Annotated in this window: 26 protein-coding genes and 1 pseudogene; 18 read left to right on the plus strand and 9 right to left on the minus strand. The window is 68.3% G+C overall.

All coding sequences use genetic code 11. The features are described from left to right. Window positions 1-171: 171 nt before the first annotated feature. Window positions 172-1,077 carry an SCO1860 family LAETG-anchored protein gene (locus ACIBL4_RS31915; RefSeq protein ID WP_399415254.1) on the plus strand — a complete coding sequence of 302 codons (906 nt, stop codon included), beginning with the start codon at window positions 172-174 and terminating at the stop codon, window positions 1,075-1,077. 214 nt (window positions 1,078-1,291) lie between these two features. Here ACIBL4_RS31915 and ACIBL4_RS31920 read toward each other — a convergent pair whose 3' ends face one another. Continuing rightward, the gene (locus ACIBL4_RS31920; RefSeq protein WP_399415255.1) at window positions 1,292-2,107 is read right to left on the minus strand and encodes a helix-turn-helix domain-containing protein; all 816 of its coding nucleotides are present in this window, start codon (window positions 2,105-2,107) and stop codon (window positions 1,292-1,294) included. Between the two features lie 49 nt (window positions 2,108-2,156). Here ACIBL4_RS31920 and ACIBL4_RS31925 point away from each other — a divergent pair, with 49 nt between their 5' ends. Further along, complete coding sequence (locus ACIBL4_RS31925; protein WP_399415256.1) at window positions 2,157-2,600, plus strand: DUF2000 family protein; 444 nt, start codon at window positions 2,157-2,159, stop codon at window positions 2,598-2,600. A gap of 168 nt (window positions 2,601-2,768) precedes the next feature. Then, complete coding sequence (locus tag ACIBL4_RS31930; protein WP_399415257.1) at window positions 2,769-3,470, plus strand: hypothetical protein; 702 nt, start codon at window positions 2,769-2,771, stop codon at window positions 3,468-3,470. A 2-nt stretch (window positions 3,471-3,472) separates the two neighbouring features. Here ACIBL4_RS31930 and ACIBL4_RS31935 read toward each other — a convergent pair whose 3' ends face one another. Further along, window positions 3,473-3,913: a DUF5707 domain-containing protein gene (locus ACIBL4_RS31935; protein ID WP_399415258.1), complete on the minus strand. Its 441-nt coding sequence runs from the start codon at window positions 3,911-3,913 to the stop codon at window positions 3,473-3,475. Window positions 3,914-4,115: 202 nt separating this feature from the next. On the opposite strand from ACIBL4_RS31935, the gene ACIBL4_RS31940 reads away from it, so the two are divergent. The 3 genes from ACIBL4_RS31940 to ACIBL4_RS31950 are packed head-to-tail and all read left to right on the plus strand — an operon-like array spanning window position 4,116 to window position 7,486. Beyond that, complete coding sequence (locus ACIBL4_RS31940; RefSeq protein WP_399415259.1) at window positions 4,116-6,437, plus strand: histidine kinase; 2,322 nt, start codon at window positions 4,116-4,118, stop codon at window positions 6,435-6,437. Next, window positions 6,434-7,111, plus strand: coding sequence for a response regulator (locus tag ACIBL4_RS31945; RefSeq protein ID WP_399415260.1), 678 nt, complete (start codon window positions 6,434-6,436; stop codon window positions 7,109-7,111). The genes ACIBL4_RS31940 and ACIBL4_RS31945 overlap by 4 nt, the downstream gene beginning before the upstream one ends. A gap of 57 nt (window positions 7,112-7,168) precedes the next feature. Further along, the gene (locus tag ACIBL4_RS31950) at window positions 7,169-7,486 is read left to right on the plus strand and encodes an SCO4225 family membrane protein (RefSeq protein ID WP_399415261.1); all 318 of its coding nucleotides are present in this window, start codon (window positions 7,169-7,171) and stop codon (window positions 7,484-7,486) included. Here ACIBL4_RS31950 and ACIBL4_RS31955 read toward each other — a convergent pair. From ACIBL4_RS31955 to ACIBL4_RS31965, 3 genes are all read right to left on the minus strand, one after another. Further along, window positions 7,483-7,908 (minus strand): nuclear transport factor 2 family protein, encoded by a 426-nt coding sequence (locus ACIBL4_RS31955; protein WP_399415262.1) that lies wholly within the window; start codon window positions 7,906-7,908, stop codon window positions 7,483-7,485. The genes ACIBL4_RS31950 and ACIBL4_RS31955 overlap by 4 nt on opposite strands. 65 nt (window positions 7,909-7,973) lie before the next feature. After that, entirely contained in the window at window positions 7,974-8,345 is a 372-nt protein-coding gene (locus tag ACIBL4_RS31960; RefSeq protein WP_399415263.1) for a hypothetical protein, read from the minus strand. A 202-nt stretch (window positions 8,346-8,547) separates the two neighbouring features. Continuing rightward, window positions 8,548-9,159: a DUF664 domain-containing protein gene (locus ACIBL4_RS31965; RefSeq protein ID WP_399415264.1), complete on the minus strand. Its 612-nt coding sequence runs from the start codon at window positions 9,157-9,159 to the stop codon at window positions 8,548-8,550. A gap of 831 nt (window positions 9,160-9,990) precedes the next feature. On the opposite strand from ACIBL4_RS31965, the gene ACIBL4_RS31970 reads away from it, so the two are divergent. Further along, complete coding sequence (locus ACIBL4_RS31970) at window positions 9,991-12,555, plus strand: hypothetical protein (RefSeq protein WP_399415265.1); 2,565 nt, start codon at window positions 9,991-9,993, stop codon at window positions 12,553-12,555. A 1,478-nt stretch (window positions 12,556-14,033) separates the two neighbouring features. Here ACIBL4_RS31970 and ACIBL4_RS31975 read toward each other — a convergent pair. The 3 genes from ACIBL4_RS31975 to ACIBL4_RS31985 are packed head-to-tail and all read right to left on the minus strand — an operon-like array spanning window position 14,034 to window position 15,293. Then, the gene (locus ACIBL4_RS31975; protein WP_399415266.1) at window positions 14,034-14,414 is read right to left on the minus strand and encodes a hypothetical protein; all 381 of its coding nucleotides are present in this window, start codon (window positions 14,412-14,414) and stop codon (window positions 14,034-14,036) included. Then, the gene (locus ACIBL4_RS31980; protein WP_399415267.1) at window positions 14,414-14,839 is read right to left on the minus strand and encodes an ATP-binding protein; all 426 of its coding nucleotides are present in this window, start codon (window positions 14,837-14,839) and stop codon (window positions 14,414-14,416) included. The genes ACIBL4_RS31975 and ACIBL4_RS31980 overlap by 1 nt, the downstream gene beginning before the upstream one ends. 46 nt (window positions 14,840-14,885) lie before the next feature. Next, on the minus strand, window positions 14,886-15,293 hold the full coding sequence (locus ACIBL4_RS31985) for an NUDIX hydrolase (RefSeq protein WP_062931480.1): 408 nt from the start codon (window positions 15,291-15,293) through the stop codon (window positions 14,886-14,888). 107 nt (window positions 15,294-15,400) lie between these two features. Here ACIBL4_RS31985 and ACIBL4_RS31990 point away from each other — a divergent pair, with 107 nt between their 5' ends. From ACIBL4_RS31990 to ACIBL4_RS32035, 10 genes and pseudogenes are all read left to right on the plus strand, one after another. Beyond that, window positions 15,401-16,189: a GntR family transcriptional regulator gene (locus ACIBL4_RS31990; protein ID WP_020274970.1), complete on the plus strand. Its 789-nt coding sequence runs from the start codon at window positions 15,401-15,403 to the stop codon at window positions 16,187-16,189. Window positions 16,190-16,353: 164 nt separating this feature from the next. Next, window positions 16,354-16,710 carry a hypothetical protein gene (locus ACIBL4_RS31995; RefSeq protein ID WP_030851889.1) on the plus strand — a complete coding sequence of 119 codons (357 nt, stop codon included), beginning with the start codon at window positions 16,354-16,356 and terminating at the stop codon, window positions 16,708-16,710. Further along, window positions 16,710-18,086, plus strand: a complete 1,377-nt coding sequence (locus tag ACIBL4_RS32000; protein WP_399415268.1) for an FtsK/SpoIIIE domain-containing protein — start codon at window positions 16,710-16,712, stop codon at window positions 18,084-18,086. Before ACIBL4_RS31995 ends, ACIBL4_RS32000 begins: the two co-directional genes overlap by 1 nt. 88 nt (window positions 18,087-18,174) lie before the next feature. Then, window positions 18,175-18,849, plus strand: a complete 675-nt coding sequence (locus ACIBL4_RS32005) for a DUF2637 domain-containing protein (protein WP_399415269.1) — start codon at window positions 18,175-18,177, stop codon at window positions 18,847-18,849. Window positions 18,850-18,861: 12 nt separating this feature from the next. Next, on the plus strand, window positions 18,862-19,053 hold the full coding sequence (locus ACIBL4_RS32010; RefSeq protein ID WP_399415270.1) for a mobile element transfer protein: 192 nt from the start codon (window positions 18,862-18,864) through the stop codon (window positions 19,051-19,053). A gap of 15 nt (window positions 19,054-19,068) precedes the next feature. After that, window positions 19,069-19,263: a hypothetical protein gene (locus tag ACIBL4_RS32015; protein ID WP_399415271.1), complete on the plus strand. Its 195-nt coding sequence runs from the start codon at window positions 19,069-19,071 to the stop codon at window positions 19,261-19,263. A 23-nt stretch (window positions 19,264-19,286) separates the two neighbouring features. Further along, window positions 19,287-19,535: a SpdD protein gene (locus ACIBL4_RS32020; protein WP_399415272.1), complete on the plus strand. Its 249-nt coding sequence runs from the start codon at window positions 19,287-19,289 to the stop codon at window positions 19,533-19,535. A 157-nt stretch (window positions 19,536-19,692) separates the two neighbouring features. Then, window positions 19,693-20,975: pseudogene (locus ACIBL4_RS32025) on the plus strand (replication initiator). After that, window positions 20,968-21,204: an AlpA family transcriptional regulator gene (locus tag ACIBL4_RS32030; protein WP_191846998.1), complete on the plus strand. Its 237-nt coding sequence runs from the start codon at window positions 20,968-20,970 to the stop codon at window positions 21,202-21,204. Before ACIBL4_RS32025 ends, ACIBL4_RS32030 begins: the two are co-directional and overlap by 8 nt. Further along, the gene (locus ACIBL4_RS32035) at window positions 21,204-22,433 is read left to right on the plus strand and encodes a tyrosine-type recombinase/integrase (RefSeq protein WP_399415273.1); all 1,230 of its coding nucleotides are present in this window, start codon (window positions 21,204-21,206) and stop codon (window positions 22,431-22,433) included. The genes ACIBL4_RS32030 and ACIBL4_RS32035 overlap by 1 nt, the downstream gene beginning before the upstream one ends. Before the next feature lie 832 nt (window positions 22,434-23,265). Here ACIBL4_RS32035 and ACIBL4_RS32040 read toward each other — a convergent pair. Next, window positions 23,266-24,027 (minus strand): phosphoglyceromutase, encoded by a 762-nt coding sequence (locus ACIBL4_RS32040; protein ID WP_399415274.1) that lies wholly within the window; start codon window positions 24,025-24,027, stop codon window positions 23,266-23,268. A gap of 166 nt (window positions 24,028-24,193) precedes the next feature. Here ACIBL4_RS32040 and ACIBL4_RS32045 point away from each other — a divergent pair, with 166 nt between their 5' ends. Beyond that, window positions 24,194-25,501, plus strand: coding sequence for an MDR family MFS transporter (locus ACIBL4_RS32045; RefSeq protein WP_399415457.1), 1,308 nt, complete (start codon window positions 24,194-24,196; stop codon window positions 25,499-25,501). Window positions 25,502-25,664: the final 163 nt, after the last annotated feature.

Here is a 25,664-nt window from a genome sequence, read left to right on the forward strand (position 1 = left end):
AGTGAAGATTCCGTGTTGCCCCTTCCTGACAGCTTTCGCCCGAGCAGGATGGAGCCCTGCTGCCCGGCCGGTCACCGGCTGGTTCCGGGCGGCCTCCACCTCTTCGTACGCAAGGACACCGCGTTGACCAGAATCTCGCCTCGGACTGCATACGCCCGTCGCCTCGCTGCCGTGTCAGCCACGGGCCTCCTCCTGGCCGGCTCAGCACTCGCCGCCGAAGCCACTGCGGCTCCCGCGGCCGACACTTCCCGAGGCAGCGCCACGGCAGTGGCGTTCCGCGCAGCGCTGGACGTCTCCCGGGCCGGGTCGGCCGGAACGACGCCTCTGCGCGCCACGCTCAATGAGGTTCAAGCTCCGGCGACCGCGGAGAAGAAGACCCTCGACGTCACCCTCGACCGAGTCAACCACGACCGCCCGGTCCGTCTGCTTCAGGCCGACGCCGTCACGGCGAAAGCCGATGTCGCCGACGGCCGGGCCGAAGGGACGTCCCATCTCGTACGGGCGCGTGTCCATGTCCCCGGGCTGCCTGCGCTGTCCCTGGTGGAAGTAGAGCAGGTCACCGCCACGGCAACGTGTGCCGCTGGCCGGAAACCGGCCGCCGAGTCCCAGGTACTGGGCCCCGTCACCGCTCTTGGCAAGCGGGTGCCGCTGGCAGCCGGCGGCACCGCCACCGTCGAGGCCCCAGGCGTCGGCACGGTCCGGCTCTCCCTGTCCCAGAGGGAGACGACCAGTGACACGGCCGCCGCCACGTCACTCCGCTTGCACGTGTCCGTGGATCCCCTGCGGCTGGGCGTGGAAAAGGTGGAAGGCACCGTGACCCTGGCGCAGGCCACCTGCCGGTCTCCTCAGCAGGCCTCCGAGAGCCCGGCACCGTCCGCCACGCCGTCGGTCACCCCGGCAACGTCCGGCCGGTCGGCACCCGTCGTGCAGTCGGTCGCGCCTTCCCAGGAGGCCGGGCTGGCGGAGACCGGTGGCAGCCCCATGACGCCGTACCTGCTGGCAGGCGGGGCGGTGCTGGTCACTGTGGGCGGAGCAGCCGCAGCACTCGCCGGCAGGAAAAGCCGCAGGAACACCTGATCCGGCGCGCTCGGCGCCGGCAGGGTGGTCGGCAGCCCTGGCCGCTGTCGGTGCGGTTGGGCTGCTGACCGTTGCGACACCGACGGTGACCGGTGTTCTGCCTGTGGCGCCGGCACCGCCGCTCAGCAGCGGACAGCGGAGGCGGATCGGGCTTCGGGCCTCGACGAGGAACTGACGCGCCGGCAGCAGAGGTCACACCACGACCAAGGATCGACTACTGGCGCGGCACCCCGGGCCCTCTCCGTCGGTAACGCCCCGGCGGCACGCCCACCAGCTTGCGGAAGTGCCGGGTGAGGTGGGACTGGTCGTAGAAGCCGGTCTCGGCCGCGACCGCTCCCGGTGAGCGCCCTTCGAGCAGCAGCCGGCGGGCGCGGTCCACGCGCAGGGACGTCAGGTACTGGTGCGGGGCGATGCCGTAGGCGGTGCTGAACGCCCGTACGAGATGGGCGGGATGAGCCCCGACGAGCCCGGCCGCCTCCCGCAGCCCGACGCCCTCCACGACCCGCTCGTCCAGCAACTCCCGCAGCCGCCGCGCGAGCACGGGATCCGCCGGACGGGGCGTGCCGCTGTCGCCCCGCAGATGCCCGCGCAGCCGCTCCCCGACGAACAGCAGCCTGCTCTCGGCCTCCAGTTCCTCACCGGGCCGCAGCAGCGCGCCGTGCACCTGCCCCACGCGCTTGCGCAGCAGCGGATCGCGCAGGTCCGGCCGGTCGACGGCGGCCCCGATCAACTCGTCCCCGAGGTACGTCCGGTCGAGATACAGCACCCGCTTGCGGAAGCCCTCCGGGGTGACGGGGGAGCCGTTGTGCGGCACGTGCGGCGGCAGCAGCGACACGGTGTCGTGCGGGGTGCCGTGCTCATGCCGGTCGAGGTCGTACCGCACGGCGCCGGTGTCGACGATCAGCAGCGTCCAGGCGTCGTGGACGTGCATCGGGTACGCGTACTCGGTGAAGCGGGCGTGGAAGACCTCGACGACGCCGGGCACGGCGGGCCGCCAGGCGGAGACGATCCGGGCGGGCTGGGAAGCCATGCAAAAAACGTACAAGACCCCGGCGAGGGCCGCCCGGCACGCTCGCATCATGAACACGCACACCGAACCGGCTCCTGAGCCGATCCGCTTCGACACGAAGATCGCTGTACTGCTGCGCGCCGACCTGGAGCCCTGGCAGCGTCTCAACGTCACGTCGTTCCTGGTCAGCGGCTTGGGTACGCAGGTCCCCGAGGTGATCGGCGAGCCGTACGAGGACGCCGACGGCGTGCCCTACCTGCCGATGTTCCGCCAGCCCGTCCTGGTCTTCGAGGCGACGAAGGAGACCCTGACCACGGCCCACACCCGCGCCCTGTCCCGCTCCCTGCCCCGTGCGATCTTCACCTCGGACCTGTTCGCCACGGGCAACGACCGCGACAACCGCGCGGCCGTACGGTCGGTGCCGACGGCGGACCTGGATCTGGTCGGCCTCGCGGTCTACGGGCCGAAGAACGCGGTGGACAAGGTGGTGAAGGGGGCGCGGATGCACCCATGAGGCGAACGTGGCCGTGAGGCGAACGTAGCCGTGAGGCGGGACGTGGCCGTGAGGCGGTGCGTGGACGCGCTCGGCGACCAAAGTCGCGGACGCGTAGACCAACGGCTGACGACAGGGCATGCCCCGCCCGTCGAGACTCGCCTCATGGAGGACGCGAGGAACGTTCAGATGGGGAAGAAGCCCGTCCCGCCGGCGAGCGCGGGCAAGGACACGGAACTGTCCGAGTCGGCCTGGGCGATCACACTCTTCTGCGTGGCCTGCGGCGCCGGCGTCGGTGCCGTGCTCCCGCTCCTCGCCCGCCTGCTGCTGAAGCTGCCGTGGGCACCGCTGGAGGGCCCGGCCGAACTGCTGACCTCGATCCCGGAGCCCGCCCTCACCCTCGGCACGGTCGCGGTGGGCGCACTCGGCGGCCTGCTGCTGGGCCTCGCCGCCGCGCACGAGTCGCTGTCGGTCCGCGTCTGCGACACCCACCTCGCCCTGACCGTCAGGGACAGCACGCGGGAGTTCACCCGCGAGGAGATCGCGGTGCTGTGCAGGGACGGCAAGCAGCTCGTGGTCCTGGCCCCGGACGGCATGGAACTGGCCCGGGAGCACTGCGGCCTGCCCTGGCCACGCCTCGCCGCCACCCTCACCGGGCACGGCTACCGCTGGGCGGAGGAGGACCCGTACCGCGCGGAGTTCCGCCGCTGGGTCCCCGGCACCCCGGGTCTCCCCGAGGGCGCGGACGCCCTGCTGCGGGCCCGCGCCCAGGCCCGCAAGAGCGACGACGACGCCGAGGACGCCCGAGAGCTGCGCCGCGAGTTGCTGCGGCTGGGCGTGGTCGTACGGGACGAGGAGAAGCGACAGTACTGGCGGATCGTCAGCGGGTGACGTCAGCGGGTGACCTCGAACGTGGCGGCCTGGGGCACGAACGTCGTGTCGCCGTCCTCGCCCGTCGCCAGCGCCGAGACGTACCAGGTGCCGGTGGTCAGCTCGGACGCCTCCTTCTTGGTGGCCCGCACCGTGTACATGCAGCGGGACGTCTCGGCGCCGGTGCTCCGGCACGTGGCGTTCTCCGCGGACCGCAGTTCCGCCTCGGTGGGGTCGAGCTTCGAACTGGCGGGCCAGGCAAGGACTTTGAGGCTCCGGATGCCCGAGTCGTCGCTCACGTCCGTGGTGAAGGTGAGCGTGCCGGTACGGGCGTAGCGGGCCGAAGTGTCCGACAGGGACGGGTCGGTGGAGGCGGACGCGGCCGCCACGGCGAGGCCGCCGGCGGTGATTCCGCCGATGGCGACGATGCCGACGAGCGACGCGACCAGAGTGCGCTTGGACATGGGAAATCCTCCGTGATGGGTCGTGGAACGGGACGTGTCCCTGTGCGGGATGTCGATGTGATCGAGCCTATGGACGGCACGTCGCCCGGTCCTCACGCTGTGGAACGGCCGTCCCCGCGACCTCTGTAACCCAGGTAAGAGACCGAAATCGGCCTCCAGCCGGAGAGGCGCCCCTGGCCCGCGGCCCTAGCCTGGTCAGGTCATGAATCGAACCGACGATCGACTTCTCCCGGTCGCGCTGATCTGCGCCCAGGCCGCGGTCTGGCCCGGCGCGGCGCTGCTGCGCGGTACCGTGCCGCCCGCCTCCGACCTGCTCGTGGCAGTCCTGGTCGGCGGACTGACGACGGCCGTGCTCGCCCTGCGTCGTACCCGGCCGGTGACGGCCCTCGTCGTGATCGCCGCCGCCCTGGCGCTGGGCGCCGGCCCGCTGCCCGCGGGCGCGGTCGCGGTACTCGGCACGGCGGGCGTCGCACTGGCCCTGTTCAGCGTGGCGACCGAGCGCGACACGTACACCGCCGTCCTGTCCGTCGTCACGCTCGCCGCCTGGCAGTCACTGCACGGCCTCACCCTGCACGGCCTGAGCGCCCCGGACGGCCTGGACCTGGTCCTGACCGCGCTGCTCTACGCCGCCGCGGGCGGCTCCGGCCTGCTGGTACGGCGTACCCGTCGCGCCCGGCGGGCCACCGAGCGCCTGCTGAAGCGGGCCGAGGCCGAGCGCCACCGCCTCCCGGAGGCCGAGCGTCGCCGTATGGAACGGGAGCTGCACGACGTGAGCGCCCATCACCTGACCGCAGTGGTCGTCACGGCCGGGGCGGCCCTCGGTCTGCGCGACCGGCGCCCCGAACTGGCCGCGGCGGCCCTTGAGTTCGCGACCGAGACGGGCCGCGAGGTCACCCGGGCGCTCGGAGCGGTCCGTGCGCCGGCGCCCTCACAGGAGGAACTGCCGTCCCCGGACGAACGGTTGCGGGCCCTCGTCGCCGGGTTCCGCCGCCTCGGCCAGCAGGTGGACTGCGAGATCGACCCGCTCCCGGACGGCACCGTCGCGGACGCCGTGTACGGCATCGTCCGCGAGGCCCTGACCAACGTGACCCGGCACGCGCCCGGCGCGCACACGACGGTGCTGTGCCGGTACGGCGACACGCGCACGGAGGTGGCGGTCAGGAGCGCGGCGCCCCCAGCCGGTTCACCGGCCCATGGCACAGGACTCGGCTCGGGGCGGGGCCAGGGGTTCCTGCGGTCCCGGGCGAGGGAGGCGGGCGGCACGCTGACGAGCGGCCCGACGGCGGACGGGGGCTGGGAGGTCAGGGCGGTCCTGCCCGGCCGCAACGCCGGGTCGGCCGAGCGAACCGTCCCCCGCACCTACCGCCTGGCCCAGCTGACGGCCGCTGCCGGTCTGGCCGGGCAGCCGCTGCTCCCGGTGCTGGTGATCCGGTCCTCGGAAACCACGCCCGGGTCCCAGGTGTCCGCCGGAGTCCTCTTCGCGTTGCTGGCCGCCGCCCAGGCGGTGGCACTGCTGTGGCTGGCGCGGGCACCCAGGGCGGCCTACGGGGTCCTGCTCGGGCTGGCGTTGCTGTGGCCGCCGGCGATGGAGGCGGGCGGATACACCGGACCGGTGCTCGTTCCGCCGCTGCTGAGCATGATCGCGACCTGTGCGGCGCTCGTGGTGAGGGCGGCGCGAGGGGTCGCCGACCCGTCGCCCGGCCGTCGTCTCCCGGGTGCTCTGCGGGGTGCTCTACCGGGTGCTCTGCCGGCTGTTCCGGTGCACGCGGTGGCCGTGACGGCCGCCGTCCTGGACCGCGGTACGACGCTCCCCGTCTGGGCGGTCGGAGCCGGCGCGGCAGCCGGAGCGGCGCTGGTTGCCGGCACGGCCCACTGGTACGGAACGCTGCGCGGCCGGCACGACGCGGCCGGCCGCAGCACACGGGACGAACGCCTGGCCACCTGGACCGAAGAGGCCGTCCGGGAAGCATGGGCCGAACGCCGCCGGATCGCCACCGGCCTGGAGACCACCGTCCTGGCGCGCACCGCCGACATGATCGAGGAGGCGGAGGCGGGGCACCTCGACGCGACGGCGGACCGCGCACGCGAGGCCCTGGCGGCGATGCGAGCCCTGCTCGACACGGTGCGGGAGGGCGATCCGGCCCCCGAACTGCGACCGCAGCCCACCCTCCAGGCCCTCGACCTGCTGGCCCACCAGTGCCGGGTGACGGGCAGGGACGTGGAGATACGCCTGACGGACCGCGTGCCCGAGCGACTGCCGACGGCGGTGGACCTGGCCGCCTACCACGCGGCCGAGACGCTGCTGGCGGCAGGCGGTACGCGGCCGGCCCTGCTCGAACTCGACGCGGACGGCGATACGTTGACGCTCACGGCCACCGGCGTGACCGCCGCGGCCGAGCCGGACGTCCGCCGGCGCCTGGAAACACGGGTCAAGGCACTCAACGGCACGCTCACCACCGGCCCGGAAGGCGGCACGGTCCGCATCGGCCTGCCCCTGCCCGCAGAAGAGGAGACCGAACGATGAGCCTCAAGGTGCTGGTCGTCGACGACCAGGGCATCGTACGGGCCGGTTTCGCGGCGGTGATCGACGCCGAGGACGACATGACGGTCGTGGGCGAAGCCGCCGACGGCGTGGCAGCGGTACGCCTCGCCGAAGAGCTCTCGCCCGACGTCGTCCTCATGGACGTACGCATGCCCGAACTGGACGGCATCGCCGCCACCCGCATCATCACGGCCCGGGAGAACGCGCCCCGGGTCCTGGTCCTGACCACCTTCGACCTCGACGCCTACGTCTTCGACGCCCTGCGCGCCGGTGCCTCCGGCTTCCTCCTCAAGGACGTGCACGCCTTCGAACTCCTCCAGGGCATCAGGGTGGTGGCCACGGGCGAGTCGGTCCTGGCCCCGGCGGCGACCCGCCGCCTGATCTCCCACTACGCATCCGGCCCGGGCCCCCGCAACACCGGCGGCCCCCACGAACTGAGCACCCTGACCACAAGCCAGCGAAACGTCCTGGGGCTGGTCGCCGCAGGCCTCAACAACGCCGAGATCGCGGACACGTTGGGCATCACCGTAGGCACGGTGAAGTCCCACGTGAACGCGCTCCTGCGCAAACTCGGCCTACGAGACCGGGTCCAGGCCACGATCCTCGCGTACGACCTGGGCCTGGCCCACCCGAACAAACCCGGCACGCACCTCTGACCACCCCGATGACATCCCTACGACATCCCGATGACCTCCCGACCGAGGAGTCCCACCGTGACCGCAGCACCTCCCGGCCGCCCGCTCTCCCGCGAGGCGGCCCACGCCCTACGCCACCCCGCCGCTCTCGTCTACCTCGCCGCCTGCGCGATCCTGCTGGCATGGGCGCTGGTGGTGACGCTGGCCGACGGTACTGACGAATCGATGGCGGCGGTGATCCCGCTCCTGGCGACCGCCCCCGTGAGCCTGGTCCTGCTGCTCCTCCCGGACCACGGCTCGATGCTGGTCGCCGCCGTCGTGCTCGGGGCGCTGGCGAACGCCCTGATCATCGGCTGGTGCGCCCGGGCGCTGCGCAGGGGCGACAGCGCGCACTAGACGTCCGGGGTGCACGCCGCGGCGATCGACACGCTGTTCTCGTAGAGGTGGTGCCGGGTGATCCGCCCGCCCTCGACGGTGAGCCGCAGCGCGAAGGGCCCCGAGAAGGACTTGCCGGTCGCACGGACGGTCCCGGAGAGGTGCCCCATCAGAACGGCGTCGGTACCGTCGACGAGGATCGTGTCGATGGACGCGCGGGCGTCCTCCGGCACGGTGTACTCGGCCAACTCGTCGGCTTGAGCCGCACATTCGGCGGCCGTGGACCGAGGTCGGATCCAGGGAACGACGGGGTTCTCGGCCAGCATCCAGTCGACCTTGTCCGCGAAGAGCTCGGTGAGCCCTTCGGTGTCACCGGCGAGTCGGAGTTCGAGGAACTTCTGGACGGTGGCGCGGGTGGCGTCCGCGGCGCTGGTGGCTGTCATGAGAGCCAGCTTGCCGGGACGCCGAAGACCCGTCGATTACGTCGGAGGTAAGGACGTGAACGCTGCTACGCGGCGCCCGAGTAGATGCAGTCCATGGGCACGTACCCGGTGGTGCCGCGGTACTTCACCTTGCGCCAGTGCGGCGAGTCGTCTCCACCGCACGAGCTGTAGACGCCGCCCTTGACCGTTCCACTGGACATGCAGCCGTTGGTGTTCTTGTACCAGAGGCGCAGGGCGGTGGCGCTCATCTTCGGCTTGTTGCGGATCTTCACATTGGTGATGGCGTGCCCCATCGGAAAGTCCGCCGTGCAGCCGGCCGCAGCCGTGGCGGCCGAGGTCTTCCCGGCCGCGCCCGTGCCTGCCGCAGCCGTTGCGGTGCTGGTACCGAGCATCGCGCATGTGGCGATGACCACGGGAATCAGGAGACGCTTGGTCATGTGGGTCTTCCCCCTTGAACCTGCGAGGTCGGGTGCGGGCATGCCGGGAGAAGGCGTGAACGTTCCCCCGTTCCGCCGCACGTTGCAAGTGGGAACCTACCAGAGGAGGTGGGCCCGTCAGCGCTGGACCGAAGGCCCACACAAGACGTCAACAACCCCTACGCCAAGCGGACTTCGGCGCCGTCGCCGCCTCCTCTTGTGATCACTGCCCGACCCGTCCGTCGATCAGCTCACGCAGCAGGTCGGCGTGGCCGCAGTGGCGCGCGTACTCCCCGATCTGCGCCAGCAGCACGTCGCGCAGCTGAAGCTGCCCACCGGGCTCGGCTCCGAGGTCGGAGTACCCGGCGTTCTGTGTGGCGAGGTCGGTGACACCGGCCAGATACCGCTCGTTGAGCTCCACCTCGGTCCGCCACTGCCGCCACGCCGCGTCCACGACCGCCGCGTCCGCGACCGCCCCGTTGAAGTCACCGTCCCGGTCCTCCTCGGTCCGGTACAGCTTCGGCGCGTCGTCCCCGGCCATCACACGCCGGAAGTGCCGCTCCTCCTCGGTCAGATGCCGCACCAGCCCGAGCAACGACATCGTGGACGGCGGCGCGGACCGCCGAGCCATCTGCTCCGCGTCCAGCCCCGCGCACTTCATCTCCAGGGTGAGGCGGTAGTGCCGCAGGCTCTCCAGCAACGCCCCACGTTCATCGACGATCTCCGTCTCGGTCTCGCGCGGGTCGTCGTCCGGATCCACCCACATGTCGGGATAGACGCTCGCCCGCGTCCACCGACCGACCGCTGGTTCACTGACGTGCTCGTGGGAGACCATGCTGGGATGGTGGACGGGATGGGAGGGGTTCCGCTACCGAATATCGCTTAGCGAATATCGCCTAGCGCTTCTGTGCCCTGTAGCGCTTCATCAGCATGGTGATCCGCGCCTGGTCCGCCCGGTCATCCGGCCCGGACACGACAACAAGCCCCCTGCCAGCGGCGAACCCGCAGGCAGGGGGCTTCTTCAGCTCGGCCTACTTCTTCTTCCCCTGGGTGTTGTCGGGGATCTTGGGGAGCTGGGTTTTTGCTGGTCAGGGGCGGTGGGATCGAGCGCCTGGTGGTCGTCGTTGGTCGTCATTGGCCACTGTCGAGCGGCCTCGGACGGCCCAGGGACGGCCCAGCTCTGCCGCACTCGACTGACGGCCGGCGCCCTCGATGCGCCATGTCTGAACCTCAGCCGACGGCAGTCAGCCAAAACGGCGGGCGAGCCGACCGACCACGCACGCGTGTGTCTCGCTGTGCCCCCACCGGCCTCAGCCACGCTGCCCTGTCGTCGATCAGAGGAAGTCGCGACGCCCGGCCCGTGGCTGCGACGCCTGAACCCCCAGCGGGGGGAAGCTGTGCGCATCCGGCTAGATAAAGCGCTGCCTGGCGAGACGTCTGAGTCACCGCACTGTCGGTGTCGCTTGCCTCTACCGTGCTCCTCGCTGTCCCCGCTCGATCTGGTGCGCTTGTGGTGCGGAGTCGTGTGACGCTGAGCGGATCGCGTTCCTGAGCCGCTTCACCACCGCCGCCACTTGTTCGTGAGCTGGTAGGGCCGAGGCCGTGACGTGCGGTCAAGTCGCCCGGAGCTCCCGTGAGTGTCAGAGGAACATGGAAACATGGAGTCGTGAGCGGTGTAGACACAGTCAGAGGTATTGCCTACCAACAGGCACAGGCTGTCTTGGCGGCAGTAGGACTGCTTGAGGACCCAGCCCTCGGGAGCATCCGAGTGGAAGGCTCTGACGACGCCGTCGACATTGAGCTGTTCAACCGCGATGCGACCGTGCGACACGCCATGCAGGTCAAGGTGCGTGCCCCTGACTACACGTGGGGTGAAACGGCACTGCTTGCTGTCTTGAAACGTTGGGCAGTGCTCCCCGACGCCGAGCACGCGTCTTTCGAGTTCCTCACCGACGGCCGGCTCGGTCCCAGTGGCCAGCGCGTACAGCAAGCACTTGAAGAGGCTGCGGAGGGGCGTACTGCTCCTCTTGCCCAACTCCTGGGAACGGGCGTCAGCGATGCCGTGTGCGTCGCGCTCGGAAGAGCGAGCATCCGCCAAGACCCGTACAACACTGGTGCGCTGCTGGTGCGCGCCGAGAGTCAGGTTGCCGAGATGCTCCCCTCTGCCCGAACAGAGGAAGATCTTCGACAGCAAGCCACTGGAGCCGTCGACCGCCTTTTCCGTGCCCTGTTCGACTACGCAAGCAACTCAGACGCTCGACTACGTATAATCGACCGACAAATCGTTGCCGCTCTCCTCGGGGTACCAGCCAATCAAACACCTGCTCAGAGATGGCCAATCATCAAAGCGCGATACCTCGAAGTCGCTGCATCTCTCGGCGACCAGTGCGCAGTCACCCCAATAGTCACGAGCCTTGAGGGATCCCCTGGAGGAAATTCTCGGCAATCCGGCGATGGAGATACTCGGGATATCGACCAGCTCCTGAGAGGAACGGGGCCAGCAGTACTGGCTGGCAGTACGGGTACTGGAAAGTCCACCGCAGTTCGGCTGTTGCGTCAGAAATCAGCCGCCGAGGGCAAGGCAGTCATCGTGGTCCATGCCGAGAGCTACCTACCAGGGCGAATGGCGGCTCTCGCAGCGGACGGTATCGCTTCCGTCCTTGGGGAGCACTACCCAAAGGCAACGGGCGAACAAGCTCTGTCGGATACTCAGGTCACCTTCGTCATCGACGGAGCTTCGGAAGTGGCAGAGTCTACGCGCCAGGCTCTCCATACGGACCTGCTTGCATCTGTGGCCTCAGGGCATGGGGCACGGGTCGTGGTGGTGGGGAGGGACGTTGCGGCTCTGCGAGCCCTACTACCGAGCAGCGCGCTTCCGGCAGTTTATCGAATAGAGCCTCTCGATCACGAACGGCAGGTTGACCTGGCGAGGAAAACGCTCACCCAAGGCGCCATGCCAGCGGAACCCGAAACTGCCTACGCCGCGGTTCGTACGGTTTGTGCATCACTCGGTGATGCGGCACGCAACCCGCTATTGTTCTCTATGGCTGTTACCCTCCACACCTCGGAAGCAAATAGGGGTAGGGCCGGACTCTATAAAGCGTTCATTGAGAAGCTCGTTGCCCGCAGTGGTGCCACGGGAATCTCTTTGGTGCGAACAGTCCTTGGAATAGTGTTCGTTCGCCTATTGAATGAGGGACGTCGCTACGCAGACCTGTACGAATGGCACCAGCTACTGATGGATGCCGTTGCGACCTTGCGTGAAAGCGGGTTGGTCGTTGATATCAAAGACATCGAAAGTGCCGCCCGCCGCTGTGGCCTGATCACAACGCTCGGCTGGGATCAAACCGTTGTGGCAATACATGATTCGTTCGCCGACTATCTTGCAGGATCGGCACATGCTAGCGGCGCTGCTCCTCTGCCTAGCAGGCTTACTGCGGGGGATGACCAACGAATTCTATTTTGTGCAGAACTAAAGGGTGTCGATCAGGAGCTAGCGGAACTAGTCGCCAGGGATATCCCTTTTACCTCTGTCTCGCTATCCTCTTTCGACTCTAGGCGGCTAGAGGAAGATGCACCCGAATTGGTGGATTCCCTTTTGGGTATGGTTTCCCAGGCGCAGGGCCAAACTGTCGCCCTATGTCTACTAAGCGACGACAGAGTGATGGCCGTCCGTCATCCAGGTCATAGGCCTAGCTGGATTGGGCAAGCGCAAGCGCGAGAACTAGCGCAGAGGTTCGGTGCAATTGTGGTTGATGCGACGGCCGGTCCCACTACTGTGGCAGTTAGGCTATGGCGAAAGGAAATGCAAGCACTGCTCCGTGCTCCTTCTGCGCCAAAAATCCGACGTCTAGCCTCTGCAGAAACTGCCTGTGAGGTGCTAACGGCGCATGCCAGGAAAACCGCCGACATTTCTCGTGACTTGATCGAAAGAGTCACACCCCCTGGCCATGGTGAGATGCTAGATGCACAAGTTGGCCCTCTAGGGTTGCACGCGGTTATTAGCCAAGAGGAGAATGGCCCCTTCGGAAGATTCCTACCCGTAAAGTATCGGCGGGCGAGTGACATCCTTGTGCGAGTTGACTCCGAGCCAGGGAGCGGTATCGCCTCAGAGGGTGAAAGTTCCACGACGCTTGAGTACTTGCTGGATAAATCTCCTGCATCTACAGCGGCTGAACGCATCCAAAAGGCTATCGAAAGTTTGACAATCCAGGGATGGCTTGGCATGTGAGCGGAAACCCAGAGAAAAGAAGAGGGTATATCGAATGACAAACTCGCATATCTGGTCGGCGGTAACTCGGCAAGCTGAATGCTGGGCAGCGCTTCCGCTTGTTCAAGACTTCGCGAAGCAGTTGCCGCGCAATGCCTCCACTCGCACTGCTGGAGTGCCAGGATATCTACAGGCGCTGCAGGCCAGTGGTGCCCAGATTGCGGCCACCCCCCTGCGGCTTACCGGGCTTGTGAGCGGATTTAGCGAGCTTGTCAAATCATTTGATGTCCCATACGACGAGAGTGATTTGCAGCGTTGGTTGCAGATGGCGGGTCAAGTAGAAATTGCACATCGAGAAACTGTCGCTTGGTTGCGATCACGCATGCCTGGTTACCCGCAACTACCCGCGCCTCAGCTTGCGCCCGGAACTCCTCTTACGACCGTCGAGTTCACCTATCGACTCTCGTGGGGAGCGCAAGAACGAGCACAAGGCCTGCAACTGCAAGACGTTCCGTCTGGCATTGCTCGTCGCTTGGGAGCCAATGCAAGTCAGGCTCATGGTCTCGGCGAGGCCGCTCGTGCGCTTGCCTCAACGTTGCGGTCAAGTGAGGAATGGTTGCGTCTCGGTGTGGCCCGCAGCGCTCTAGGTGCTGCTGATCGGGAGGCTCTCCGGGACACGCGCGCTCGGGTGAGACAACGGCTTAGTCCCAGCATGATTGATGCGCACGAGCCTCGCCGCGCTTTGCCGCGGCACGACTATCGATGCGCTGTCTTGAAAGAAGAGCTGGACGCTCTAACCGGCCAGGCTCGCGAATTCGCAGACGCCTTCGATGCCGCAGACGAGCTAGTCGAACTCGCGGCTAGCGATGTGTTTGGCCAACTCGCCGTTTATGGATTCCCGGTAAATCTCGGGAGAGTTGCAGAGATTGACCTGGAACCCGGAGCCACCCAGTATGCTTCGTTCACCCTTCCCGGTGACACATGGCTTGAACCCGGATGTCTGATCCGGATCGACGATTCGCTCATCGCCGACACCATGCTTATGGTCGGTGGATCCTTCAGCTTCGGAAGCACGTCTAGGACTCGCGTTCGGGCGCGCGTGCTGCCCGGTACTTCCTCTGTCTGGTAGGCCCATCCGCCATAGCGCGTCAACGTACATGTAAGTCGGCGAAACGGCTTTGGGGTGGCGCCGCTTTGGCGCGAGTGATCATGGTCTCGTAAGCTTCCGGCGCTTCGACCAGTCTGTGGACCTGCCTGGAGAGCACGACTGGAGCCATGATCTTCGAGGCTCGCGCCGAAGTGGCTCCGTAAAGCCGTGGAGCCGACCGCCCTAGCCACGACGTACCCCTTCTCTGACATCAGGCGGCTGATCGTCATGCGCGGCACGGGCGCCGGCCGGGCTGGAGCGGGGCGGAGACAGGAGCGCAGGCCCGGCCGGGGGCCGGGCCGCGCGCGGTGAGGGGAGCGAGCCGCCTTGAACCAGTAGAGAAAGTTGTAACTCAGTCTGTGGTGTGGGGCGTGAACTCGTATGCGCAGGCTGGGAGATCGGCACCCTGGCGGTTGGCCAACGGCAGGAAGACCACTGGTCGGATCGTCCATGTGATGCGGGTGCTGGCTTGGGTCAGAGAGACCGTGCAGGGTTCCATGCGTAAGAGGGCTTGTCGCGTCTCGATGCGGCCGTCGTAGAGCCATTCCCAGGCCTCGTCGGAGGCGTCTGGGTCGAGTGCTGGTGAGATGGTGCGCAGGGCGACCGCTACCCATCTGTCGGCCTGCGGTGCCGAGTAGGCGTCGAAGGATGCCCGGAGTGCTGGCCACCCTGTCTCGTCGTTGACGTCCTGTGTCCAGCACTCGCACCAGAAGCCCCGCTGGGGCTTGTCCATCAGCACGGGTGTCCTCCGGGCTGGGTGTCCGTGAAGAGTTCGGCGGTGACGGTGTAGCCGCTGTGGCCGCCGTGGACGACGACCCGGTGTGCGATGACGCTGACCATGCCCAAGCCGCGGCCGTGTACCGCGTCCTCGCTTGGCTGCTCGACCTTGGGGGCGGTGCCCGTCCCTCCCTCGTCGGTGACCGACAGGGCGACCACCTTGGGGGAGACCGCGAGGGCCAGGTGGAAGCTGCCGAGTCCGCCGCTCGCTGTGTGGAGGATCGCGTTCGCGCTCAGCTCGCTCACGATGAGCTCGGCGTCGTCGGCCAGGGGCGATCCGCGCAGGATGTCCCGCGTCCAGCGGCGGGCCCGGCTGACCTCTTCCGGAAAACCTGGGCAAGTGAGTCCCCAGACCCGGGCGCTGCTCGTATACTCGTGCATACAAGTTCCTTCGTGCTGGTAGGCCGCCATGTGCAGCGGGTTCGGGCTAGACGAGTTTCACGCCGTCGTGGGCGCGGATGGCCGGCGGGGACACCGCGTCGAGTGCGTCCAGGACGCGGATCGCGTATGCCTCGTCGGCGAGTTCGATGACCTCTTCGCGGGTGGCCCAGCGCAGTGCGCGGGTCTCGTCCCCGGTGGTGGGCGTGCCGTCGGCGGCCTCACAGCGGAAGACCATGGAGACGATCAAGCCCTTCATGTTCTTGTAGATCCCAGTCAGGGTCGCCGGAAGGGCGATCTTGATGCCGGTCTCTTCGAGAACTTCGCGCTGGAGGGCCTCGGGGATGGTTTCCTCGCGTTCGAGGATTCCGCCCGGGGGCTCCCAGTGGCCGTTGTCGCGGCGTTTGATCAAGAGGGCGCGGTCCTGGTCGTCGACGATGACTCCGGCGACGCTCACGGAGTGCGGACGGTCGGTGCTCACGTTCCTCTGCCCTCTCGGATGGCTAGGCTCTCCACCGTAGCAACAAAGCTCGCCCACTCGTCTAGATACCTAAAGGAGTACACGTGCCCTCTCTTTCCTCCGGCCTCCTCGGCGATCTCGACCCCACGAGCGATCGTGCGGTCTTCCGGCAGATCGCCGACCAGCTGCGCGAGGCCATCGACCGTGGGCGATTCAAGGAGGGCGAAAAGCTGCCCTCCGAGGCCGAACTGGTCGAGCATTACGGGGTTTCCCGTATGACGGTTCGAAACTCCTTCTCCGTCCTCCAGGGCGAGGGCCTGGTCCACGCCGAGCACGGCAAGGGCGTCTTCGTGCGACCACGACCGCCCGTACGGCGGCTCGCCTCCGACCGGTTCGCCCGGCGCCACCGCGAGCAGGGGAAGTCCGCGTTCATCGTCGAGGCCGACGCCGCCGGCAGTCACCCGCAGGTGGACAGCCTGGAGGTCAAGGAAGAGAAGGCCAGCCAGGACGTCTCCACCCGGCTCGGGTCCGTGCGACGAGTGCTCGCCCGGCGTCGCCGGTATCTGCTGGACGGGCGGCCGGTGGAGTTCGCCACCTCGTATCTGCCGCTCGACATCGCACGGGGCACACCGATCGCCGAGCCCAACCCCGGGCCCGGTGGCATCTACGCCCGGCTTGAGGAGCTGGGGCACCGCCTCGACCACTTCGAGGAAGAGATCCGTGCCCGGATGCCCTCGCCCGATGAGGTGCGCACACTGCGGCTGGCCTCCGGCGTGCCGGTCATTCACCTGATCCGCACGGCGTTCGACCAGGAGGGACGGGCCGTGGAGGTCTGCGACACGGTCATGGCGGCCGACGCGTACGTCCTGTCGTACCAGCTCCCGGCGACGTGAGTACCTGACCGGCGGTGGTGCGCGGGGTGCTTCTCCGAACTCGTACACCCCAACACGCTTACTCGTATAGACGAGTGGGCAAGTTGTGTGGCAAGGTGGTTGCCGTTCCCGGAGATCGGGTTCCAATCGCGCATCTTGTATAGACGAGTAGATGGGAAGAAGTCTTGCGCACCATCCGTGTAGAGACCTCGGCCGCGACGATCCTGCTGACCGAAGCGCCTGAGCCCAAGGTCCGCGACCGGCAGACGGGCGAGATCGCCAAGGACGCCACCAGCGGGGAGGCACTGATGACGATCGGCGTCGTCTACCTGGAAGACGGCGAGTCGTCGCTGATCAAGGTCACTGTTCCGGAGAGCGGAGTTTCCGAGGGGCTGACGCTCGGGGCTCCGGTCTCGCTGCCGGGGCTGGTGGCCCGGCCGTGGGAGAGCGTCTTCAATGGGCAGCAGCGGCACGGCATCGCCTACCGCGCCGCCGCCGTGACACCGGCCGCCTTCCCGGCCGCCACCGGGGCCGCTGCCTGATGACCGACCTGACGACGCTCCTGGAGGTGGGTGGTCCTGTCGCCGCACTCGGCGGCGGGGCCGCCTACGCCCGGGCCAAGCATCCCGGGGTGTACTGGTCCACGGTCGGCCTGCCGATATCCACGGCCCGGCTCCTCAGCTCCTATGGCTCGGTCATGGAGGCCTGCGGCCTGACCGTGGCTCCGTCCCGGCTGCGGATGCTGGCGGTCAAGGCCACCACTCGCCGAGAAGTCCGTCCCGTACCGCCGCGCCGGGGCATCATCCGCCCCACAACGACCGGGCTGCGGCTCCGGCTCCGGCTCGCCCCGGGACAGGAACCCGCCGACGTCGCCGCCTCGGCGGAACGACTGCGGCACGCCTGGGGCGTCCACGCCGTGTACGTGACCACGGTCAAGCCCGGTGTGGTCGAACTGCGCTTGGTCGGCTTCGACGTGCTGCGGCGAGTGCGGATGCCACGCAAGGTGGACGCAGAGTTCCTTCAAGTGCCGGTGGCGCTGCGGGAGGACGCCATGCCGTTCGTACGTGACTACCGGGCCGTGCCCCACCAACTCACCCTCGGCGCCACGCTGTCGGGCAAATCCATGTACCTGCGGCACCTGATCGCTGGACTTGCTCCTCAGCCGGTCGCCCTGGTCGGCATCGACTGCAAGCGCGGAGTGGAGCTGGCGCCGTTCGGCTCCCGCCTCTCCGCGCTGGCGACCGAACCGGAACAGGCAGCAGAGCTGCTGCCCGTGCTCGTGAAGGAAATGGAGGACCGATACGACCTGATCAAGGCCCGGCAGGGCATTGCTCCTGACACTCCGGCCGAGGAAATCACCTCCGACATCTGGGGACTGCCCGAGTCCGAACGCCCGGTTCCCCTCGTGCTGTTCGTGGACGAGGTGGCCGAACTCTTCCTCGTCGCCACCAGGAAGGACGAGGAACGCCGGGACGAGATGGTCACCCAGCTCATTCGCCTCGCCCAGCTCGGCCGCGCGGCCGGTATCTACCTGGAGGTCTGCGGGCAGCGCTTCGGCGCCGAGTTGGGCAAGGGCGCGACCATGCTGCGGGCCCAGTTGACCGGCCGCGTCTGCCACCGAGTGAACGACGAAGCCTCCGCGAAGATGGCGCTCGGCGACATCGCCCCCGAAGCGGTCTCGGCTGCCTGTGCCATCGCACCTGAACGCCCCGGCCTGGCCGTCGCGGGTGACACCTCCGGCGGCTGGTCACGCATCCGCACGCCGTACCTGTCCCTCGGCGATGCTGCCGAGACCTGCCGCGAGTCGGCCCACCTGGTCCCCGACCTGCCCGCACTCAAGCCCTTCCGGCCCGACGTGCCCGTACGGCCCGTCGAGGCACCGGGACCGGCTGTGCGGCCCCGGCCAGTGGCCGACTGACCCGCGTCCCCACTCAATCCCGGTCGGCGTGACCGCCTCACGCCATGTCCTTACCCCTCCCATGCCCAAATTCGGAAGGAGCCGCAGCATGCGCGCCCACCTGGCCCGTGTCGATGCGGTGCTCGTTCAGGCAGTCATCGCCGCCGCGCTGTCCTTCGCCCACCTGCACGACGTCGCCTCGGCGGCTGGACAGGACGGGTGGAAAGCGTGGGCCTACCCGATCAGCGTCGATCTGCTGCTCGTCGCCGCCTGGCGCCGACTGCGCTCCGGGGAGGCGAAAGCGGCCGGGTGGTGCTGGTTCCTCATCGCGCTCACGGCCTCACTCGGCGCCAACGTCGCCACTGCCGGCCTTCTCGACATGAACCACGTCCCGGCCTGGCTGCGCATCCTCGTCGCGGGCTGGCCCGCGGTCGCCTTCCTCGGCGGCACCCTGCTCGCACACTCCGCACCGAAGACGATCGACCACGCCGCCGAACCCGACACGGACGACGACGAGGTTCACGACCAGGCGGAGCCACCAGAACTCCTCCCCGAGCCACCCGTCCACCCGGCACCCGAGCAAACCCCGCCCCAGCGTCCGGTCAACGAACCGGAACCGCCTGAGCGTCCCGCCCTGCCCGTTCCGCCCGCCCTCGTCGCACACGCCCGCAAGGTCGCCGCCGAACACCACACCCGCACCGGCACACCCATCGACACCCCCGCCCTCCGCGCCCGCCTCGGCGTCCCCGCACCCATGGCCGAAGCCATCGCAACCCACCTCTGAAAGGAGACCTGCGTGACCGCCAACCGCCGCTTCCGCAACGTCGTCCGCATCGGCCCCGTCCAGGTCGGCACGTACTACGACGGCCGGGGCCAGGAGAAGCACACCGCCGCCTGCACCGCCCCGCGCTGCGGCTTCTCCGCCGACTACGACGGCTGCGCCGCCGCCGAGCTGGCCGCCCGCACTCACCGCTGCCCCGTTCGCTGAAAGGGCCCGCACCTCGTGACCGTCAGCCTGCCGCTTGTCGTCGTCCTCGGCTTCTTCGCGTGGGGAGCCGTCAGGTTCCTCGGCGTCCGCGTCTGGATCATCGTCCTGATCGCCCTCTTCGGCTTCTGGCTCTCCCGCACCTTCCTCGCGCCCGCCATCGAGTCCGGCACGCGCTCCGGCGTGACCGTCATAAACGGCTTACACGACTAGACGAGTAGATAAGGAGCCTGACCGTGTTCATCCCGAAGTACCCCGACAGCCCGACCTCGCCGGCCGCGCACACCCACCCCCACACCCCGACCGAGACGGCCCCCGTACGCCGCTCGCTCCCGTCGGTCTCCATTGATCAGAAAACCGTCGTGGCCTTGGTCATCGGTGGCGTCGTTCTCACCGCGCTCCTGGCCGCCGTAGCCGTCACGGCCATCTCCGTTGCCGTGGCCGCCGTCGTCCTGCGCTCCATGCTCCGCGACCACCGCCGCTGAACCGCGCTGGCCTCCGGGGCGGCGGCACACGACCAAGCATTTCGCCGCCCCGGCGCCTGTTCCTCCCGACCGAACCAGTCAGAAGGGAAACGCCATCTTCACCCGCACCACTCCGGCACCACTCCCGGAACTCGCGAACCTGGCCGCGCAGGGCACACTGCCGGGTATCCTCCGCCAACTCTCCGGACTCGGCGGCTGGACTCACCCGATCCGCCTCGACGGCCACCGCACCGAGTACGACGTCGAAACCACGACCGGAGAGATCGGCAACGTCCTCCACCGCCTCGACTCGTCCCGCCTCCCGGCCGGGCAGCTCCTCGTCCGCTGCAACAACCGCCGCACCACCCGCTGCGCGGCCTGCGCCGAGGTATACCGCCGCGACACCTTCCACCTGATCACCTCCGGACTGCGCGGCGGCAAGGGCATCCCCGAACACGTCGCCGCCCACCCGCGCGTGTTCGCCACTTCACCGCACCGAGCTTCGGCCCGGTCCACAACCGCCCCTCCAGCGGGCGCCCCTGCCGCTGCGGCACCTACCACGATCAGGACGACGACGTACTCGGCTCCCCGCTCGACCCGGACACCTACGACTACGAAGCCGCCGTCCTCTGGAACGCCCACAACGGCCCCCTCTGGCGGCGCTTCTCGACCTACCTGCGCCGAGAGGTCGCCAAGCGCGCCGGCCTCTCCCAGCGGCGCTTCCGCGAGCACGCCCGCGTGTCCTTCGCCAAGGTCGCCGAGTACCAGAAGCGCGGAGCCGTCCACTTCCACGCCGTCATCCGCATCGACGGCCCCACCGGCGGAGACACCCCACCCCCTGCCTGGGCCACGGCCGAGCTGCTCACGGACGCCATCCGGGCTGCCGCCGCCAAGGTCCGCGTGGACGGCCCGACCATCGACGGCCGCACCCACACCTTCACCTTCGGCCGCCAACTCGACGTACGCACCATCCGCTCGGCCGACTTCAGCGACGGCCAGGAGCTGACCGAACGGGCCGTCGCCGCCTACATCGCCAAGTACGCCACCAAGGGCGCCGAGACCGCGACAGGAGCTCTCGACCGGCCGCTCAAGTTCGCCGCCGAACTCGCCCAGCTCGACATCAGCGACCACGCCCGGCGCCTTATCCGAACCGCATGGTTCCTCGGCGCACGCAAGGACCTCGAACACCTCCGCCTGCGCGCCTGGGCCCACATGCTCGGATTCCGCGGCCACTTCTCCACCAAGTCCCGCCGCTACTCCACCACCCTCGGCGCCCTCCGCGACGCCCGCGCCGAATGGCGCCGCACCCAAGCCGCCGCAGCCAACGGCCCCGAGCCCGACACGACGTACGTCCTCGCGCACTGGGTCTTCGCCGGAACCGGCCTCTCGGACACCGAAGCCTGGCTTGCCGCCTCCCTCGAACCCGCCCCCGGAACGGAAGGAGAACCAACCCGTGGCTAACCGACGCCTCACCCTCGCGGACGTCGCTGCCGAACCGCGCCCTCTGCCTTCCCGATACCTGACGCCTGAAGACCTGGTCGAGATGTTCGACCTGCCCAGCGTTGAGACGGTCTACCAGTGGCGCAGGAAGCGCACCGGTCCCAGAGGGTTCCGTGTCGGCCGGCACCTGCGCTTCGACCCGATCGACGTAAGGGCCTGGGTGGATGCCCAGCTTGGGGAAGCTGCCTGATGGCCGGGCACATCCAGGACCGTTGGTACAAGACCGAGGTGGGCCCGGACGGTAAGACCAGCAAGGTCAAGACCGAGCGGTACGGCTCGGGCATGCGGTACCGCGCTCGGTACGTCGGCCCGGACGGCACGGAGAAGTCGAGGAGCTTTCCTGACCGGCAGAAGCGGCTCGCCGAGCAGTGGTTGACTCAGACTGAGGCCGACATGGCGCGCGGGCAGTACATCGACCCGCGCGCGGCACGGATCACGTTCCAGCAGTACGCCGAGAACTGGGTGACTCACGCACCGGATCCGAACACTCAGGCGTCGATGGAGTCGCAGCTTCGGCTGCACGCGTTCCCGTACCTGGGGTCGCGTCCGCTCGGCTCCTTCCAGCCTGCTCACATCCGTGACTGGGTGAGGCAGCTTCAAGAGAACGGCGTCCGTGGCTCGTACGCTCGGACGATCTACTCCAACGTGCGGGCGGCTCTGAGCGCTGCCGTGGACGATGGGCACCTCCCCCGGAACCCGTGTGCTGCTCGCTCGGTCCGGCCGCCGACCGTGGACAGCAAGCGAGTCGTCCCATGGACGGCAGAGCGGGTCTTCGCCGTCCGGGCCGGCATGCCCGAGCGGTACCAAGCCATGGTCGACCTGGGCGGCGGCTGCGGTCTCCGCCAGGGGGAAATCCTTGGCATCGCCGTCGACGCGATCGACTTTGCGGCGGGCACGCTCCACGTGGTCCAGCAGCTCAAGCTGAGCCGCAGCAAGCCCGTGTTCGCCCCGCCCAAGGGTGGCAAGCTGCGGGACGTGCCGCTGCCCGGTCCGGTCGCTGATGCCCTCCGGGACCACATGAAGCGGTTCCCGCCGGTGGAGATCACCTTGCCGTGGAAGGTGGCGGACGGGCCTCCCGTGACCAAGCGGCTGATCTTCACCGGCCCGCGTGGCGGTCATGTCTGGCGGACGTCCCTCAACGAGGAAGTGTGGAAGCGGGCGCTCGCCTCGGCCGGAGTGATCCCTGAGCGGCAGCCAGGCGAGTCTTACGCCGAGTCCCGCGAGAACGGCATGCACGCCCTCCGGCACTTCTACGCCTCAGTGCTCCTGGACGCCGGGGAGAGCATCAAGGCCCTGGCCGAGTACCTCGGCCACTCGGACCCGGGCCTGACACTCCGTGTGTACGCGCACCTCATGCCGTCTAGTCAGGAGCGCACTCGCAAGGCAATAAGTGCGATCTTCGGATCGCGGAAGCTTTAGCTTCTCAGCAGCCGGTTCCGGACAGCGTCCGATGCGGGTCCTCGCATTTGAATCCGTTTTAGAGAACCAGATAGTAGAAACCAGTAAGACCAAACCGCTTCCCCTAACCGGCTTAACCCAATTGATTTGGTTAAGCCGGTTGGTCAAGCGGGCTAGAAGGATCCGTCGGCCGCTGAACGAAGGACCGAATCCCCTGCCCTCCAAGGTAGAGATCCGTCGGTGTGCGGTGCTGCAACGCGGATCCGAAGGCGGCACCAGGTGAAACGGGTCGACACCAGGCAACGCGAGGCGACACGGAGGGGCACAGGGCGACGCGAGGTGACACCTGGAAACATTGGAAATATTGGCAAGACTTCCAGGAATGCTGGAGCGCTCAGCTGTCCACGCGCGTGAACGAGGTGTTCACGCAACCGAACAAGGTGACTTTTAGCTGCACGTTTGTCTGGCGCGTGATGACTATGGGAAAGTTTCAGCAGCATACGAATGCCGCCCGGCCAGGGGCGGCATTCGTCTCCAGTGCCGCGCTCTAGCCATCACCTTGACAAGTGAACCGAACACAACAGGAGGCGTCCATGCTCCCACGCACGGGCCTGACAGTCGACATCCGCCCCCGAGACTTGCCGCTCGCCCTCATCGGCACAGCGGGGGGTGCACTCGCCATTTGGGCTGATGCTCCCGCCGAGATCGCCGTTCCCGTGGCACTGCTGATCGTCCTCGACGTTCGAGTCCGCCGCGGGTGTCGTCGCACCTGACGGCCCAGGGGCGGCCCAGCACCACCCAGAAGCCCCCTCCCTGCCAGGAAAGCGCAGGTCGGGGGCTTCTTCAGCTCGGCCTACTTCTTCTTCCCCTGGTTCTTGACCGCCTCGATCGCCGCCGCAGCCGCGTCGGGGTCCAGGTACGTCCCGCCCGGGTTCACCGGCCTGAAGTCGGCGTCGAGTTCGTAGGACAGCGGGATGCCCGTCGGGATGTTGAGGCCCGCGATGTCCGCGTCGGAGATGCCGTCCAGGTGCTTGACCAGGGCGCGCAGGCTGTTGCCGTGGGCGGCGACCAGGACCGTGCGGCCCGCCAGCAGGTCGGGGACGATCGCGTCGAACCAGTACGGCAGCATACGGACGACGACGTCCTTCAGGCACTCCGTCTGAGGCCGCAGCTCCGGCGGGAGGGTCGCGTAGCGCGGGTCGGAGAACTGGGAGTACTCGGCGTCACGGTCCAGCGCCGGCGGCGGGGTGTCGTAGGAGCGGCGCCACAGCATGAACTGCTCCTCGCCGAACTCGGCGAGCGTCTGGGCCTTGTCCTTGCCCTGGAGGGCGCCGTAGTGGCGCTCGTTCAGGCGCCAGCTGCGGTGGACCGGGATCCAGAGGCGGTCGGCGGACTCCAGGGCGAGCTGCGCGGTGCGGATGGCGCGCTTCTGGAGGGACGTGTGCACGACATCGGGGAGCAGGCCGGCGTCCTTCAGCAGCTCGCCGCCGCGCGTCGCCTCCTTCTCGCCCTTCGCGGTCAGGTTGACGTCCACCCAGCCGGTGAACAGGTTCTTCTCGTTCCACTCGCTCTCGCCGTGGCGGAGGAGGATCAGCTTGTACGGTGCGTCGGCCATGCCTCAGAGCGTAATCCACGCATTCGCCCGTTCGCGTGGCTGCCCGGCAGGCGGACGTTTGACGGGTTCTGTTAATTGAGTGGCCTCCGTCAAGCGCGGATTCGTAACGTGTGATCACTGCATGCGCCGCTTACATTCTTGCGTTCCGGGGGAGCCCATGTTGTCCATGCCGTACGCCCTGCGTGCCAGACGAGCCGTCCGGGAGACCGTCTCCGGACTGCCCCGCGAGTTCTGGTGGCTGTGGACCAGCACCCTCGTCAACCGGCTCGGCGCCTTCGTCGCGACCTTCATGGCGCTGTACCTGACGCTCGACCGCGGCTACTCCGCCACCTACGCCGGTCTGGTCGCCGCCCTGCACGGGCTCGGCGGGGTGATCTCCTCACTCGGCGGTGGCGTGATGACCGACCGGCTGGGGAGGCGGCCGACGCTGCTCATCGCGCAGGCCTCGACCGCCGGGTCCGTCGCGCTGCTCGGGTTCGTGCACCACCCGGTCGCGATCGCCGGCGTCGCGTTCCTCGTCGGCATGGCCAGCAACGCGTCCCGGCCCGCCGTGCAGGCGATGATGGCCGACATCGTCCGGCCCGAGGACCGCATCCGCGCCTTCTCCCTCAACTACTGGGCCATCAACCTCGGTTTCGCCGTCTCCACCATGGCCGCCGGGTTCATCGCCGAGGTCAGCTATCTCGCCGGGTTCCTGATCGAGGCGGGGATGACGATGGTCTGCGCGGTCCTCGTCTTCCTGCGGCTGCCGGAGTCCAAGCCCGCCGAGACGGTGAAGACGACCGCCGCCTCCGACAGCTCCGTCAGTCTCGGGACCGTACTGCGCGACGGGCGCTTCATGGGCGTCGTCGGGCTGTCCTTCCTCGTCGCGCTGATCTTCCAGCAGGCGTCGGTGGGGTTGCCGGTGGCGATGGGCGAGGCAGGGTTCACGCCCGCCGAGTACGGCATGGCGGTCGCCGTCAACGGCGTCCTGATCGTCGTGCTCCAGATCCCGGTCACGCGGTTCATCGAACACCGGGACCCGCGCCGGCTGCTCGTCGTCTCGTCCGTCCTCGCGGGGTACGGCTTCGGACTCACCGCCTTCGCAGGGTCGGTCGGCGTCATCGCCCTCACGGTGTGCGTGTGGACGCTGGCCGAGATCGTCAACGCCCCGACGCAGACCGGTCTGGTCGTCCGGCTGTCCCCACTCCACGGACGCGGGCGCTACCAGGGGATGTACAGCATGTCCTGGTCCGTCGCCGCGCTCGTCGCCCCGCTGATGTCCGGATTCGTCATCGACCGCTTCGGGGCCGAGTGGCTGTGGGGGCTGTGCGCGGTGGTGGGGACGGTGGCCGGGCTGGGGTATGCGTTGTTGATGCGGCGGATACCGGAGGAGGAACAGCAGCCGATTGAGCCTGAGCCGGCTGCGCCCAATGGGCCCGCTGCGCCCACTGAGTCCGCTGAGCCTGCCGCTGACGTCCTGAGATCTCCCTGAGACCGGCCGCCCGCACCACCTCACATCACGGACCGGACGGCCGTCGTCACTTCACCTGCTTCTTGTGAGGAGGCCCCGGCGTTCACGCCGGGGAGGAATCGCATCCGGGTGTCGCGACGTGGAGCGTCGCCGCATCCGGTTAAGGGCGCGGAACGCCCGTACC

The organism is Streptomyces sp. NPDC050416, assembly GCF_044458845.1.
In the GTDB taxonomy this organism is placed as follows: domain Bacteria; phylum Actinomycetota; class Actinomycetes; order Streptomycetales; family Streptomycetaceae; genus Streptomyces.